This window comes from Collimonas pratensis, from assembly GCF_001584185.1.
In the GTDB taxonomy this organism is placed as follows: domain Bacteria; phylum Pseudomonadota; class Gammaproteobacteria; order Burkholderiales; family Burkholderiaceae_D; genus Collimonas; species Collimonas pratensis.
Genome location: NZ_CP013234.1, coordinates 5,323,734 through 5,337,497 on the forward strand (window position 1 = coordinate 5,323,734; position 13,764 = coordinate 5,337,497).

A 13,764-nucleotide genomic window follows, 5' to 3' on the forward strand; every position below is an offset into this window, starting at 1 on the left:
GCCCTGCTTTGCGTTAAATCTGCACCAGACAAGAATTGTCTTACACACAATGCAAGACGTGTATATCATTTTATATGCGCCACGCTTTGTTCCGCGCAGCAGAATTTTTCAACATTAGTCAAATTCGACACAAGTAATGATAAAGTATATACCTTATCATTACCAGGCGAGGATTTGCCATGACTAAAGAGGCTGTTTTCACGATGAAGATCGAATCAGAACTACGCGACAGGTTCATGGCCGAAGCCGCAGCAGCGCATCGGCCGGCGTCGCAAATCGTGCGCGAATTCATGCGCGATTTCGTCCAGCGTCAAACGGAAGCGCGGGAATATGACGCCTTCCTGCAGCGCAAGGTCGAAGCCGCCCGCGCGGACATCCAAGCTGGACGCAGCCGCTCAAACGACGAGGTTGAGGCCAGCTTCGCCCAGCGCCGCATGGCCTTGCTGGACAAGGCAGGTGAGAGCAAGGGGTGAATGTTCATTGGGTATGCGAAGCAGAGCAAGACCGTAGCGATATTCTGGATTACATCGCAGAGCAGGATCTGGCGGCTGCAATCAAGATGGACGAACTGTTCAGCCAGGCCGCTCGCAACCTGGCGCAGTTCCCGTTCTCGGGAAAAGCAGGCAGCGTTCCCGGCACGCGCGAGCTGATCCCGCATGAAAGCTATCGCTTGCTGTACGAGATCATCGATGACAGCGTCTGGATTCTCGCCTTGGTGCATACGGCACAGCAGTGGCCGCCGGCTCGAAGCTAGATTCTTGCCCGTTCGCTCGGTCTTAAATTTGCTTGTACATGAAACTGGTGTCAGTCAGCTTGCCCGCAGTCGAACGCGCATAGTCGGGAATGACGCCAGCCAGCGCAAACCCCATGGAACTGTACAGGGACTCGGCGGCATCGCCGGTACGGGTGTCAAGAATCAGCAGCGAGCGGCCATCGGCCCGGGCGATCGCCTCGGCTTGCTGCATCAATAGGCGCGCCACACCTTTGCGTCTCGCATCGGGATGCACCAGCAACTTAGAAATCTCGGCGCGATGATGGCCGTTGGCAGGCGTCGCAAGCACGATCTGCACAGTGCCGACAACGTCGCCGGCAAAGCGCGCCACCAGCAGCCGGCGGCCGCCGCTTACCAGCGAGCCGCTGACACCGTACCAGAAGGAAAAAGCGTCCTCTGCAGCCGGCGTATCGACGAAACCGACGCTGGCGCCCTGCTCCACACATGCCATCAGGATATCGGTGAGCGGCCCCACTACCCGATCGAACTGGTCAGCTCTGACGTCTTCCACCGTACAGGCGCTCAGGCGTTGCGGGGTGATAGTCGGGTCCATGAAAATCTCCTGAATCTGCTACTCTTAAACTGAAAACAAAAATCCCAGGCGATGGCTATCGACCCGGGATTGTGCAAGACGCCGATCGAACCACCGGCTAGCGGTATTCTGCTATCCGGCCAGATCAGGCAAGGCTTGACCGTGACGTCTTAATCACACATCTCAATCATGGTAGGCAGATTCGCCATGGCTGGAGATATCCAGGCCTTCGCGTTCTTCTTCTTCGGTCACACGCAAGCCCATGACGATGTCGACCAGCTTGAATGCAATCAGCGATACCACGCCGGACCAGACCAGCGTAGTCAGCACGCCTTCGAACTGGATCCACAGCTGGCCGGGGATCGAATAGTCTGGCAGGACTGCATTGGTGACGTAGTCATAAATGCCAGTGCCGCCGAGGCTAGGCGCCGCGAACACGCCAGTAAGCAATGCACCCATGATGCCGCCAACGCCATGCACGCCGAAAACGTCCAGCGCATCATCCGCGCCCAGCAAACGTTTCAGGCCAGTCACGCCCCACAGGCAAACGAAACCAGCCAGCAAACCCATGATCAGTGCGCCCATCGGGCCGACGAAACCGGCTGCAGGCGTAATCGCCACCAGGCCGGCCACTGCACCGGATGCGCCACCCAGCATCGAAGGCTTGCCCTTGCCGATCCATTCGCCGGCGCTCCAGCTCAGCACCGCAGCAGCAGTCGCCAACAAGGTATTGATGAACGCCAAAGCAGCACTGCCGTTGGCTTCCAGCGCCGAACCGGCGTTGAAGCCGAACCAGCCGAACCACAGCAGCGAGGCGCCGACCATGGTCAGGGTCAGGCTATGCGGCTTGAATGCTTCCTTGCCGAAACCGACGCGCTTGCCGATCACATAAGAACCAACCAGGCCGGCGATAGCAGCATTGATGTGCACCACGGTGCCGCCGGCGAAATCCAGCGCGCCCTTCTGGAACAGCCAACCACCGGTGGCCGTCAGCTTTTCTGCGGAAGCGGCATCGACAAAACCATCCGGACCAGGCCAGAACCAGACCATGTGCGCCATCGGCAGGTAGGCGAAAGTGAACCACAGCACGGTGAACACCAAGATCGCTGAGAACTTGGCGCGCTCGGCAAAGGCGCCGATGATCAGGGCGCAGGTAATCGCGGCAAACGCGCCCTGGAACACCACATAGGCGAATTCAGGCACCACGACACCCTTGCTGAAGGTAGCCGCCACCGAATCAGGCGTCATGCCGTGCAAGAACAGCCGGCTGAAGCCGCCGAAGAAGGCATTGCCTTCCGTGAACGCGAGGCTGTAACCGTAGAGTATCCACAGCACGATGATCAGCGAGAACACCGTGAAGCACTGCATCAGCACCGACAGCATGTTCTTGCTGCGCACCAGGCCGCCGTAAAACAAGCCCAGGCCTGGCAAGGTCATCAGGATCACGAATGCGGTACAGACCAGCAGCCAGGCGGTGTCGCCTTTGTTCGGCACCGGCGCAGCGGGAGCTGCCGCGGCAGGGGCCGCCGCAGCTGTAGCGGCCGGAGCCGGTGCGGCCACTGCTGCAGGCGCCAGCGCTGGCGCGGCGGCATCGGCGCTGGCGGATGCCACGGCGGCGGCTGGTGCGCTTGCTGCCGGAGCGGACGCCTGGTCGGCGGCCGAGGCTGGCAGCATCGCAGTCGCCGCGATCAGCGCGCAAGACGCTAAAATCGTTGCCAATATTCTGTTCATATTTTTATCCCCTTAGATTGCGTCTTTGCCGGTTTCACCGGTACGAATACGAATAACTTCCTGCAGATCAAATACAAAAATCTTGCCGTCGCCGATCTTGCCGGTACGGGCTGCCGTCTCGATCGCTTCTACCGCCTGTTCCAGGATGCTGTCGTCCACTGCCGCTTCGATTTTTGTCTTCGGCAGGAAGTCGACGACATATTCGGCGCCGCGATACAGTTCCGTATGGCCCTTCTGGCGGCCGAAACCCTTTACCTCGGTCACGGTAATGCCTTGCACGCCTATCGCCGAAAGTGCTTCACGCACCTCGTCGAGCTTAAATGGTTTGATGATCGCTGTAATCAGTTTCATATCGGCCTCGTTGGTTTTGTGAGACGGCGACGCTAGGCGCTTGCCGCCGCTACTGTCGTTTTTAGAAAGTTTTTGCCACAGAAAACACTACACCGTTGCGCCCCAGGTTCTTGCCGCTCGGGCTGACATAAGCGCCATCCTTGGCGTCGGTGCCGACATAGGCCAGTCCCAGAGTGATGCCGGCGAGCTGGTCAAAGGTCTTGATGGCGCCGATTTTCCAGTCGGTATAGCTGGCGAAGCTGGTGTGCTCCACGGTCTGATGGCCAAGATGCAGCCCGAGCGTGACGCCGGCGCCGACGTCAATATTGGCGCCGGCATCGTAATAAGCGCTGTTCTTGCTGTCGATGGTGCCGAACAGGTTGGTCATCGCATGCGAGTATTTGAAGTAGGCCGGTCCGTACCCGATCTGGCCATACAGTTCGAAGGTGTTGGCGTTGCGGCCGATCTGGCTGTAGTTGTTGGTCGGGTAGTAGTAGTACAGGCCGCCGACGTCATAAGTGAAGCCGCCCGGCAGATCGCCGCGCTTGCCGCCGTAGATATCCCATTCCACCGGTCCCTTGCCGCCGGTGCCGGTATTCGCGCTGTCGACTGCATCCTTGATCCACTTGATGTTGGAGAGCCAGGTGCCGGCGTACAGACCAGTCGGATTATTGGTGTAGTCAGCGCCGCCCTGCACGGCAGGATCGAAACGGGTTTGCGATATGCCGCGGAAACGGTAATCGTTGACGGCGCCGATGTTGTAACTGATTTCGTTATCAGGCTTGGCATCTTCGGCATGCGCGAAACCTGCGGTAAAGCTTGCTGCTATTGCTGCGGCCAAAATCAGCTTTTTCATGGAAATCCCTGTTGGTATGTTGAATGAAAACCGCTAAATCAGTACTCTTCATACTTTCCATAGCAGAACCCATGCCAACTGTTCCAAGACTTCCTTTTGCCCGCTTAATACCAGTTATGGGGCGATTTATTTGCAGATTTTTAGTGACTGTTAATTCGGAACGTTCTTGTGTAGAAATATTGTGCAGTGCAGCGCACCAAAATGAAGCGCACGCCTGTCAACGCATTATTCTGGTGCATCAAACCATCGCTTGAACTACATGACATCTTGTAGTCAGCTACAAATCAATTCCAGGCTTGTTGCAACAAACGCAAGGCATGGCCGATCGCTGCCTCGTTCACGCCGGCAAAGCCAAGCGTCAGGCCGGCCCGATGTGGCGGATTCACTGCCTGCCCCGGAAGGTGGAAACGGCTCAGCGGATTGATTTCCACCCCTGCGGCGAGGGCTTTGGCTACCAGTTCGGCCTCCTGTTCCGGACTGCTCAAGGACAGGCTCAGGTGCAGGCCGGCGGCGACTCTGGGCAATGGCAGCTGGGCGCCAAACAATGGCGCCCAGCCCGCCAGCAAGACATCACGCCGGGAACGGCTAGCGCGTCGCATGCGGCGGATATGTCGTTGAAAATGGCCGGCGGCGATAAATTCGGCCATCACGGCCTGGTCCGCCGCCGCCGGGTGGCGGTCGCCCATGGCCCGCAAGGCGCCGAACGCCGGCACCAGTTTGGACGGTAGCACCAAATAACCGAGACGCAGGCCGGGAAAGGCGATTTTCGAGAAAGTACCGACATACAGCACGCGCGCACCATGGTCCAGCGCCGCCAGCGGCGCCAGCGGCGTGCCGTCATAGCGGTATTCGCCGTCATAATCGTCCTCGATAATCCAGCTGTTGCAACGTTCGGCCCAGGCCAGCAGTTCAAGCCGCCGCGCCAGCGATAGCGTCACGCCGACCGGATACTGGTGCGACGGCGTGACATACGCCATGCTGCAGTCGCCATGCTGCGCCAGCTGGCTGGTGTCCATGCCATCCTGGTCGAGCCCGATTCCCACCAGCTGCGCACCGGACAAGGCCAGGGCGGAAGCCGCCGCCGGATAGCAAGGATTCTCCATCACCACCTTGTCGCCGACATCCAGCAACAGCTGCGCGCACAAGGCAATGCCATGCTGGGCGCCAGCGGTGATCATGATTTGCGACGGCTCGCAAGCCAGGCCGCGCGCCTGGCGCAGATAAGCGGCGATCAGCTCGCGCAAGCGGAGATTACCGGCAGCGTCGCCATAGCCCATCTGCGCAAGCGGCGCATGGCGCCAGAAATTGCCTTGCAGGCGTGCCCAGATGGCACTGGGAAACAGGTCGTAAGCCGGAATGCCAAGCCGGAAAGCGCGTGGCGGGCCGTCAAAGCGACGCTGCCGTACTTCGTGCCCGCTCAAGCGCTGCTGCATGGACGATAGCTGCATGGCCGGCGCAACTGCGGCCGGGGCCGCCAGGCCAGCCCCTACCGGAGCCGCCAAGCCATCGGCATAAGTACCATCGCCGATCCGGCTGCTGATATAACCCTCGGCGTATAGCTGTTCATAAGCGCGCACCACGGTGTTGCGCGAGACCTTCAGCGCCAGCGCCAGGCTACGCGAGGTCGGCAGCTTGATACGGTAAGTATCCGGCGTCGCCAGGATGCGCTGGCGCAAAGCCAGGCATAGCTGCCGGGCCAGACCTTTGCCGCCGCCGAGCGTTATGCCGGCCGCATCCAGATGCATAGCCAGCGCCGGCGGCACAGATTTCGCCATCAATTGCGCTGCGTCGATGTCAGCAATTCGCGCAGCCAGGGTTTCCAGACTGCAGCTACGGTATGCGTGCCGTGGCCGCGCGTAGCGTCGCTTAACTTGACCATCACCATGCGAGCGCCGGGCACGCGTTTGACGTCGCGTTCGAGAATGCCGATTTCCGGCGGATTGATCAGGTCGTCGGCGGAGTTGATAGCGATCAGCGGCGCCCGGATTTTCTCCAGCAGCGGGCCGGGATCGTAGTCGCGCGAAGCGTCCATGAAGTACAGCGTATCGTTGGCGTCGGCGCTCTTCAACGCCGTCGTCACGGCATCATCCAGGGCCTGGTCGGCCTGCGCCAGGTCCGGCATCTGCTGCTGCCGCAGCAAGGGATTGCTGGACATGAAGAACAGCATCTGCTCGGCGGTGCGCAAGCTCGGCGGCTGGCTGCTGTAATTGCCGCCCTGCCAGGCCGGATCGTTGCGGATAGCGTCGATGATGATGCGGCGCCAGACCCGGTTGCGGCCGGAAATCTGGGTCGGCACGCTGGCCAGCGGCATCAGGGCGTCCATGAAAGCCGGGTGCTGTTCGCCCCACATCCAGGTCTGCATGCCGCCCATCGACGTCCCCATCACCAGCCGCAAATGATTCACTTCCAGGGTTTCCGTCAGCAGCCGGTACTGCGCTTCGACCATGTCACGATAGCCGTAGTGCGGGAACCTGGCACGCAAGCCGTCGCTCGGCTTGCTGGAATTGCCGTGGCCGATGCCGTCCGGCAGAATCAGGAAATAGCGCGAGGCATCGAGCAACTGGCCGGGACCGAACAATTCGCCGGAAAATTCAGGCCGGATGAACTGGGCGCCGGAGCCGCCAGTGCCATGCAGAATCAGCACGGCATTATTTACTTTGCCGTCGGCGCCGCGACGCGGCTCGCCGTAAGTACGGTAATGGATGCGTAGTTCCGGCAGGGTCTCGCCGGAAGCAAAATGAAAATCCTTGAAAACCGCATCGTGTTCCGCCACCTGCGGCTCGTTCGCCTGCACGGCAGCGGAGAAACAGAATGCCGCGCACAGGATCAGTAATTTTGCATAAGCCATATCGCTCCTTGGTCATTGTCTTTTATGAAAGACTATCATTGCTCGCCGCAGATCCAAAATCTTCCGTATTGGACTTATAAATATAGCCAATCTTGGATCTTTGATGATACCAACTTCAGGCGCTACGATAAGCCCTGTTTTGTAACCGGCTCCGCTGCATGTCGCTGGCGAGTTCATCCATTTCATTTCAACAGGAGATCATCTTGGCTTCACCATCCGCATCCCATCCAGATATTGTCATCAAGCCGCTGAGCGAACGAGACTTCGCCGCCTGGGAAGCGCAGTGGCTTGGTTATCTCGGCTTCTATGAAGCCGAGGTTCCTGCCGCCACCCGTCTCGTCACCTGGCAGCGCCTGCTGGATCCCAGCGAGCCGATGTTCGGCGCCCTGGCGACAATCGACGGCAAGGCGGTCGGCGTAGTGCACTGGATATTCCATCGCTCTTGCTGGACGGTGGAGCATTCCTGCTATCTGCAAGATTTGTATGTTGCCCCTGAACAGCGCGGCACAGGCCTTGGCCGGCTACTGATCGAACATGTGTACGCCGCAGCCAAGGCTGCCGGCAGCACCAGGGTGCACTGGCTTACCCGCGAGACCAACAGCACCGCGATGCAGCTGTACGACCGCATCGCCGATCGCTCGGGCTTCGTGCAATACCGCAAGCAGCTTGCTTAAGCAGTAAAAGCTTAAACTGCCGCCTCCAGGCAGAATTTCAATGTAGGGTTTGCGCGTATCGGTTATCATTTTTCTTATTTACCGCCAGAGGGCCGCCATGAACAAACCCAATTTTTTCGACGACATCCAAGCCAAGATCAACCAGGCCATCGAAAACTCTCCCGCCAAGGATATCGAGAAGAACGTCAAGGCCATGCTGGGCCAAGGCTTTGCCAAGCTGGACCTGGTGACGCGTGAGGAATTTGACGTGCAAGCCCAGGTGCTGGCCAGCACCCGCGCCAAGCTCGAAGCGCTGGAAGCCCGCGTGACTGAGCTCGAAGCGCATTTGAAACAGCCGTAATGCCCAGCCAGTGACGCTGGCTGTCCTGAAAAGCCGGGCGCTGGCAGGCATGCAAGCGCCCGCAGTCACGGTGGAAGTCCATCTGGCCAACGGCCTGCCCAGCTTCACCATCGTCGGCCTGCCCGAAACCGAGGTCAAGGAATCCAAAGACCGGGTGCGCGCGGCGCTGCAAAATGCCCGTTTTGAATTCCCTTCCCGCCGCATTACCGTCAATCTGGCGCCTGCCGACTTGCCCAAGGAATCGGGCCGCTTCGACTTGCCGATTGCGCTCGGCATCCTGGCAGCATCTGGACAAATTCCAGCGGATGAACTGGACGACTACGAATTCGCCGGCGAACTGTCGCTCTCTGGTGAACTGCGGCCGATACGCGGGGCGCTGGCGATGACCTTCGCGATGACCAGCCCCCGCGCCAGTACGCCAGCCAGCAAAAGCCGCGCCTTCATCCTGCCCCAGGCCAATGCCGACGAGGCGGCCCTGGTCAGCGACGCCCGCATTTTGCCGGCCGACAGCTTGCTGCAAGTGTGTGCCCACTTTTCCTCTAAGCAAGCAGAAACAAGACTATCCCGCCACACCGCGGAACTGCAGCAGAGGCCGCCACGCTATCAAGATTTCAGCGATGTCAAAGGCCAACTGCAAGCCAAGCGCGCACTGGAGGTCGCCGCGGCCGGCGGTCATAGCGTGCTGCTGATGGGTCCGCCGGGCACCGGCAAGTCGATGCTGGCAGCGCGTTTCCCTGGCATTTTGCCGCCGATGAGCGATCTCGATGCGCTGGAGTCGGCGGCAGTACAGTCGCTCACCAGCGGCTTTTCCAGCGCCAATTGGAAGGTGCGGCCATACCGAGCGCCGCATCACACGGCATCGGCCGTGGCGCTGGTTGGCGGTGGCAGCCCGCCCCGTCCCGGCGAAATTTCGCTGGCGCACCGCGGCGTGCTGTTCCTTGACGAGCTGCCGCAATTCGACCGCCGCGTGCTGGAAGTATTGCGCGAGCCGCTGGAATGCGGCCGCATCACGATTTCTCGTGCAGCCCGGCAAGCCGACTTTCCCGCACAATTCCAGCTGATCGCCGCCATGAACCCCTGCCCTTGCGGCTACTTGGGACACCCGGTCAAGCAATGCCGTTGCACGCCCGACAATATCCTGCGCTATCAGAACAAGATATCGGGCCCGCTAATCGATCGTATCGACATGCAGATCCAGGTGCCAGCCTTGCCTCACGACCAGCTGCTGAAGGCCGCCGAGGGTGAATCGTCGGCGCTCATCGCGGCGCGCGTCGAACGCATTTGCGCGCTGCAGCTGGCGCGCCAGGGTAAGCAGAACAATGCACTGTCGACCAATGAAATCGATGCCTATTGCAAACCCGACAGCGCTGGCGAAAACATCCTGCGCACCGCCATGGCGCGCCTCGACTGGTCGGCGCGCGGCTATCACCGCGTACTGAAAGTGGCGCGCACCATCGCCGACCTGGATGCGACAGAAAACATTGCTGCCAAGCATGTCGCTGAGGCGATTCAATATCGCCGCGCGTTGCAACAAGCTTGACTGAGGCGCAGGCGAACGACATTTATGTGACGCAACCAGCATTGGCAGACCGGTAAAACAAGCTTGTCCTCAATCCATCGGGTAGGATGAAGAACGGGATTGTTTCTTGCATCCACGTCAATTCCAGCGATGAATCCACCTTCTCGGCAGATTTAAGTCAGCTTTAATTTTCAAGCCGTATGCTGGGTTTCATGGGCTGGCAAAGTTCGCAGCCCAGCGCATTTCAGGAGGAAACATCACGAATAAGCGTACTCTTCTCGCACTCGGCGCCTTGCTCGCCGCCGCGTTGGCCATGAATGCCAGCGCCGCACCTGTCGCAGTTACCAAAGGCGTCGCCACTTATATGTCGGGCGGCATAGGCCAGGATGAATCGACCTTGATACAGCAAGAGGCAAAGAATTATCCGCTGGAGCTTGAGTTCGTCATCAAAGCGTCACCTAAGGACGAGTATGCTGCCGACGTCCGCGTGAAAATCAGCGATGCCAGCAACAACGTGGTGCTGGACACCGTGTCCAATGGACCATTTTTCCTGGCCAAGCTGCCCGCCGGCAGCTATCAGTTGACGGCAGCCAAGAACGGCCAGGTGAAAGAACGCAAGATCGCCATCACACCGGGATCGCATCAGCACATCATGTTTGAATGGCAGGAATAATTGCCCGGGTCAGGACCAGGCATAGCCAGCAGTAAAGTTATGTGACGCTATCAGTCAGCAGCACGTGATATATAAATATTTTATGCGCTCTTAGAAGAAATGCATTGCCTTGATCAGTATTTAGCACGTGACAAAAATAACCTGTGGCGTACTATGTAATTGCATCGAGCGCAAAAATTCTTTTAACACTGAAATATGTCTGTCCAAACGGAAACATATGCCTCAGAAAAGGAGTCAACAATAATATTTTCACTAGCTGGCTTGAAAACTGCTTATTCGATCATTACCTTCTGTTCTAACTACCGGGAGCGCATATGAACCTGATTTATAACAGTGACCAATACAGCGTCGTCGAATTTGGTGCCGATGAACAACGCGAAGCTTTACGTTTCGGCGGCTATGAAATCGTCGATAAATCGTTCAAGCGCGAGATTTTCATTGCTGGTGCCTTGGCTGAATTTTTCCGCAAAGGGGTCGAAGACCTGATAGCGACCGAGCCGAGCATCGAGGACATCGATGCTTTCCTGGGTAATTACGACTCGATGATGAGTCAGCCCGTCACTTTGCAGTAAGCCTGCTACCGTTGAATCCGCTCCAGCCGGCCCGGTATTGTCGATAACTACGGCAATAATGGGTCAGGCAGGAAGCTTGAGGTATATTGCCGTACCTTTTAGATTGCATCCGGTACGTCAACATGTACGCCAATTCCAGCCCGATTCACAGCGCCCAGAGCGGCGTCCACGACCAGCTTGCGGCCACTGTCGCCAAGCATGCTGCCCACACGTTTCAAAAACCTGTCAGCTCCTACAATCAAAGCGCGTTCGACGACAGCATCGCCGCCTGGCGCGCAGCCGGCAGCCTGCCGCTGATCCTCGATGCCGGCTGCGGGGTCGGCCTCTCGACCATGCATCTGGCGGCACAATATCCCGATCATTTCGTGATCGGGGTCGACCAGTCTGCTGACCGGGTCGGCCGCAACACGTTATGGCCAGGACCGGCGGCGCGGCCGCATAACTTCATCCGCATCCGCGCCGACCTGGTGGATTACTGGCGCCTGCTGCTGGCGGCGCGGATTTTCCCTGTGCGTCACTATCTGCTGTATCCGAACCCGTGGCCGAAAATCGGCCAGTTGAGCCGGCGCTGGCATGGCCATCCGGTGTTTCCGGCCATTGTCGCGTTGGGCGGCATTCTGGAATGCCGCAGCAACTGGCAAATCTATGTCGAGGAATGCGCCAGCGCCTTGCAGCAGCTCACCGGCCTCGCGGTCGGGTGCGAGCCCTATCTTCCTGCCCAGCCGATCACCCCGTTCGAGGGAAAATACCTGGCGTCGGGCCATCAATTGTGGCGCTGCCAGGTGCAGCTCCCATCCACATCCAAGGCTTGAAAAGAAAATCCCCGCAAACCGTAAAAGTTTGCGGGGATTTTCTTTGCCGGCGGCTTAGATTTCTACCTTGGTGCCCAGTTCGACCACCCGGTTGATCGGGATGTGGAAGAAGTCGGAAGGCTTGGCCGCATTCTGGTACATCCAGGCGAACAGCTTTTCGCGCCACAAATGCATGCCTGGGATCTTGCTCGGGATGACAGTATCGCGCGCCAGGAAGAAGGAAGTATCCATCACGTCGAACTCCAGGCCGAACTGCGCCGTGGTCAGCGCCATCACGGTCTGTACGTCAGGCGCTTCCTTGAAACCGAAAGCCGCGCGCAAGACGTAGACATCGCTGCCCAGTTCCTTCAGGGTCAGGCGCTTGCTGTCTTCGACAAACGGCACGTCCCAGATACTGATTTTGAGGAAGAACACGCGCTTGTGCAGGATACGGTTGTGCTTCAGGTTGTGCAGCAGCGCCACCGGCACCGTGGTCTTGTTGCCGGTCATGAACACCGCGGTGCCATCGACCCGATGCGGCGGATGCGCCAGCAGGCCCTCGATGAAAGGTTCCAGCGGAATCCCTTCGTCCTTGCTGCGTTCACGCAACAGCATGCGGCCAGCGTACCAGGTCATCAGCAGGAAGAAAGCGATGGCGCCGAGCAGCAGCGGGAACCAGCCGCCGTCGACGATTTTCAGCAGATTGGCGGCAAAGAAGGCGAAATCGACAATGAAGAAAGCGCCGATGACCAGCGCCACCAGGAACGGATTCCACTTCCAGACCGTGCGCATGACCACCGCCGCCAGCACTGTGGTGATCAGCATGGTGGTAGTCACCGCCACACCGTAGGCGGCGGCCAGGTTATCGGATTTCTTGAAGGCCAGTACCACGCCCACCACCAGCAACAGCAACATCCAGTTGATCACCGGCACATAGATCTGGCCGCGCTCGTCTTCCGACGTATGCAAAATGCGCATGCGCGGCACAAAGCCAAGCAGGATGGCCTGGCTGGTCAGCGAAAACGCGCCCGAAATAACGGCCTGCGAAGCGATCACGGTGGCGGCGGTCGCCAGGATCACCATCGGCAGCAGCAAGGCGTCCGGCACCATCAGGTAGAACGGATTCTGCACCGCGGCAGGATTGAGCAGCAGGTTGGCGCCTTGGCCGAAGTAGTTCAGCATCAGGCAAGGCATGACGGTAAACAGCCAGGCAAAGCGGATCGGACGGATACCGAAGTGGCCCATGTCGGCATACAGGGCTTCAGCGCCGGTCAGCACCAGCACCACCGAACCCAGCACCACGAATGCTTGCAGCGCGTGCTGCTGCATGAAGGCGACGGCATAGTAAGGATTGATTGCGACCAGGATTTCCGGCGCCTTGATGACGTTGTAGACGCCCAGCAAACCGAGCGAAACAAACCATACGAACATCACCGGGCCGAACAGCTTGCCCACCACCGTGGTGCCGTGCTTCTGGATCAGGAACAGGCCGATCAGAATGATCAGCGACAGCGGCAGGACGAAGCGCGTCAGTCCCGGCGTCGCGATTTCCAGCCCTTCCACCGCCGACAGCACCGAGATCGCCGGCGTGATGACGACGTCGCCGTAAAACATGCAAGCGCCGAAGACGCCCAGCATCATCAGCGTCTTGGCGCGTTTGGAACCGCTCTTGGCGGTGCGCAGCGAGAGGGCCATCAGAGCCAGCACACCGCCCTCGCCGTTGTTGTCGGCGCGCATCACGAACAAGACATACTTGAGCGAGACCACGATGGTGATCGCCCAGAACAGCATCGAGATAATCCCCAGCACCGCGTCTGGCGTGAATGGGATGCCGTGGTCGGTGCTGAAACACTCTTTCAGCGCGTACAGAGGACTGGTGCCGATGTCGCCGAACACGATTCCCAGAGCAGCCAGCGTGATGATATGTAGTCGGGAAGATTTGAATCCTGGGCTGCTGCTGGTTTGTGTTGTACTCATGTTCTCTCTCATCTTATTAGTAAGGGCAAGTCCGGCCGTACCCCAAGCCTGCTTACTTCAATTTGATTGCTTTTTTGAAAAGCTGTGTGTCGCGCTGCACAAGGTGGCGGATTTTACTATCGAACCTCGTGCTGGAACTAATTTGCCGC

General features: G+C 58.9%; 16 protein-coding genes. 9 read left to right on the plus strand and 7 right to left on the minus strand.

The window, feature by feature from the left end; genetic code table 11:
- The first annotated feature begins 179 nt into the window (after positions 1 to 179).
- Positions 180 to 473 (plus strand): CopG family ribbon-helix-helix protein, encoded by a 294-nt coding sequence (locus CPter91_RS23720; protein ID WP_061945065.1) that lies wholly within the window; start codon positions 180 to 182, stop codon positions 471 to 473.
- The gene (locus CPter91_RS23725; protein ID WP_061945067.1) at positions 470 to 754 is read left to right on the plus strand and encodes a type II toxin-antitoxin system RelE/ParE family toxin; all 285 of its coding nucleotides are present in this window, start codon (positions 470 to 472) and stop codon (positions 752 to 754) included. Before CPter91_RS23720 ends, CPter91_RS23725 begins: the two co-directional genes overlap by 4 nt.
- A 22-nt stretch (positions 755 to 776) precedes the next feature.
- On the opposite strand, the gene CPter91_RS23730 is transcribed toward CPter91_RS23725, so the two are convergent.
- From CPter91_RS23730 to CPter91_RS23745, 4 genes are all read right to left on the minus strand, one after another.
- Positions 777 to 1,325: a GNAT family N-acetyltransferase gene (locus CPter91_RS23730; protein WP_061945069.1), complete on the minus strand. Its 549-nt coding sequence runs from the start codon at positions 1,323 to 1,325 to the stop codon at positions 777 to 779.
- Positions 1,326 to 1,487: 162 nt separating this feature from the next.
- Positions 1,488 to 3,035 (minus strand): ammonium transporter, encoded by a 1,548-nt coding sequence (locus tag CPter91_RS23735; protein ID WP_099047245.1) that lies wholly within the window; start codon positions 3,033 to 3,035, stop codon positions 1,488 to 1,490.
- A gap of 12 nt (positions 3,036 to 3,047) precedes the next feature.
- On the minus strand, positions 3,048 to 3,386 hold the full coding sequence (locus CPter91_RS23740; RefSeq protein WP_038493850.1) for a P-II family nitrogen regulator: 339 nt from the start codon (positions 3,384 to 3,386) through the stop codon (positions 3,048 to 3,050).
- 61 nt (positions 3,387 to 3,447) lie between these two features.
- Positions 3,448 to 4,221 carry a TorF family putative porin gene (locus CPter91_RS23745; protein ID WP_061945071.1) on the minus strand — a complete coding sequence of 258 codons (774 nt, stop codon included), beginning with the start codon at positions 4,219 to 4,221 and terminating at the stop codon, positions 3,448 to 3,450.
- Between the two features lie 23 nt (positions 4,222 to 4,244).
- Between CPter91_RS23745 and CPter91_RS26780 the strand changes: the two genes are divergently transcribed.
- The gene (locus CPter91_RS26780) at positions 4,245 to 4,475 is read left to right on the plus strand and encodes a hypothetical protein (protein WP_150119797.1); all 231 of its coding nucleotides are present in this window, start codon (positions 4,245 to 4,247) and stop codon (positions 4,473 to 4,475) included.
- A 30-nt stretch (positions 4,476 to 4,505) separates the two neighbouring features.
- On the opposite strand, the gene pdxR is transcribed toward CPter91_RS26780, so the two are convergent.
- Together pdxR and CPter91_RS23755 are read right to left on the minus strand one after the other, a co-directional pair.
- On the minus strand, positions 4,506 to 5,996 hold the full coding sequence (gene pdxR, locus CPter91_RS23750; RefSeq protein ID WP_061945073.1) for a MocR-like pyridoxine biosynthesis transcription factor PdxR: 1,491 nt from the start codon (positions 5,994 to 5,996) through the stop codon (positions 4,506 to 4,508).
- The gene (locus CPter91_RS23755; RefSeq protein WP_061945075.1) at positions 5,996 to 7,069 is read right to left on the minus strand and encodes an alpha/beta fold hydrolase; all 1,074 of its coding nucleotides are present in this window, start codon (positions 7,067 to 7,069) and stop codon (positions 5,996 to 5,998) included. Before CPter91_RS23755 ends, pdxR begins: the two co-directional genes overlap by 1 nt.
- A 203-nt stretch (positions 7,070 to 7,272) precedes the next feature.
- Between CPter91_RS23755 and CPter91_RS23760 the strand changes: the two genes are divergently transcribed.
- The 6 genes from CPter91_RS23760 to trmB all read left to right on the plus strand — a co-directional run bounded on the left by CPter91_RS23760 (position 7,273) and on the right by trmB (position 11,659).
- Positions 7,273 to 7,743, plus strand: coding sequence for a GNAT family N-acetyltransferase (locus tag CPter91_RS23760; RefSeq protein WP_236905898.1), 471 nt, complete (start codon positions 7,273 to 7,275; stop codon positions 7,741 to 7,743).
- Between the two features lie 97 nt (positions 7,744 to 7,840).
- On the plus strand, positions 7,841 to 8,083 hold the full coding sequence (locus CPter91_RS23765) for an accessory factor UbiK family protein (RefSeq protein WP_061945077.1): 243 nt from the start codon (positions 7,841 to 7,843) through the stop codon (positions 8,081 to 8,083).
- A gap of 10 nt (positions 8,084 to 8,093) precedes the next feature.
- The gene (locus tag CPter91_RS23770; protein WP_061945079.1) at positions 8,094 to 9,623 is read left to right on the plus strand and encodes a YifB family Mg chelatase-like AAA ATPase; all 1,530 of its coding nucleotides are present in this window, start codon (positions 8,094 to 8,096) and stop codon (positions 9,621 to 9,623) included.
- 292 nt (positions 9,624 to 9,915) lie between these two features.
- Complete coding sequence (locus CPter91_RS23775) at positions 9,916 to 10,275, plus strand: carboxypeptidase-like regulatory domain-containing protein (RefSeq protein WP_061945081.1); 360 nt, start codon at positions 9,916 to 9,918, stop codon at positions 10,273 to 10,275.
- A gap of 314 nt (positions 10,276 to 10,589) precedes the next feature.
- Positions 10,590 to 10,847: a BTH_I0359 family protein gene (locus CPter91_RS23780; RefSeq protein WP_014008142.1), complete on the plus strand. Its 258-nt coding sequence runs from the start codon at positions 10,590 to 10,592 to the stop codon at positions 10,845 to 10,847.
- A 122-nt stretch (positions 10,848 to 10,969) separates the two neighbouring features.
- On the plus strand, positions 10,970 to 11,659 hold the full coding sequence (trmB, locus tag CPter91_RS23785; RefSeq protein WP_061945083.1) for a tRNA (guanine(46)-N(7))-methyltransferase TrmB: 690 nt from the start codon (positions 10,970 to 10,972) through the stop codon (positions 11,657 to 11,659).
- A gap of 54 nt (positions 11,660 to 11,713) precedes the next feature.
- Here trmB and CPter91_RS23790 read toward each other — a convergent pair whose 3' ends face one another.
- The gene (locus CPter91_RS23790; RefSeq protein ID WP_417924829.1) at positions 11,714 to 13,627 is read right to left on the minus strand and encodes a potassium transporter Kup; all 1,914 of its coding nucleotides are present in this window, start codon (positions 13,625 to 13,627) and stop codon (positions 11,714 to 11,716) included.
- Positions 13,628 to 13,764 lie beyond the last annotated feature (137 nt).

What these genes read in the sequence shown, in the direction of transcription:
- CPter91_RS23720 (WP_061945065.1), top strand. Translation starts at nt 180, where the DNA reads ATGACTAAAGAGGCTGTTTTCACGATGAAGATCGAATCAGAACTACGC.
- CPter91_RS23730 (WP_061945069.1), bottom strand. Translation starts at nt 1,325, where the DNA reads ATGGACCCGACTATCACCCCGCAACGCCTGAGCGCCTGTACGGTGGAA.
- CPter91_RS23735 (WP_099047245.1), bottom strand. Translation starts at nt 3,035, where the DNA reads ATGAACAGAATATTGGCAACGATTTTAGCGTCTTGCGCGCTGATCGCG.
- CPter91_RS23740 (WP_038493850.1), bottom strand. Translation starts at nt 3,386, where the DNA reads ATGAAACTGATTACAGCGATCATCAAACCATTTAAGCTCGACGAGGTG.
- CPter91_RS23745 (WP_061945071.1), bottom strand. Translation starts at nt 4,221, where the DNA reads ATGAAAAAGCTGATTTTGGCCGCAGCAATAGCAGCAAGCTTTACCGCA.
- CPter91_RS26780 (WP_150119797.1), top strand. Translation starts at nt 4,245, where the DNA reads ATGAAAACCGCTAAATCAGTACTCTTCATACTTTCCATAGCAGAACCC.
- pdxR (WP_061945073.1), bottom strand. Translation starts at nt 5,996, where the DNA reads ATGGCGAAATCTGTGCCGCCGGCGCTGGCTATGCATCTGGATGCGGCC.
- CPter91_RS23755 (WP_061945075.1), bottom strand. Translation starts at nt 7,069, where the DNA reads ATGGCTTATGCAAAATTACTGATCCTGTGCGCGGCATTCTGTTTCTCC.
- CPter91_RS23765 (WP_061945077.1), top strand. Translation starts at nt 7,841, where the DNA reads ATGAACAAACCCAATTTTTTCGACGACATCCAAGCCAAGATCAACCAG.
- CPter91_RS23775 (WP_061945081.1), top strand. Translation starts at nt 9,916, where the DNA reads ATGAATGCCAGCGCCGCACCTGTCGCAGTTACCAAAGGCGTCGCCACT.
- CPter91_RS23780 (WP_014008142.1), top strand. Translation starts at nt 10,590, where the DNA reads ATGAACCTGATTTATAACAGTGACCAATACAGCGTCGTCGAATTTGGT.
- trmB (WP_061945083.1), top strand. Translation starts at nt 10,970, where the DNA reads ATGTACGCCAATTCCAGCCCGATTCACAGCGCCCAGAGCGGCGTCCAC.
- CPter91_RS23790 (WP_417924829.1), bottom strand. Translation starts at nt 13,627, where the DNA reads ATGAGAGAGAACATGAGTACAACACAAACCAGCAGCAGCCCAGGATTC.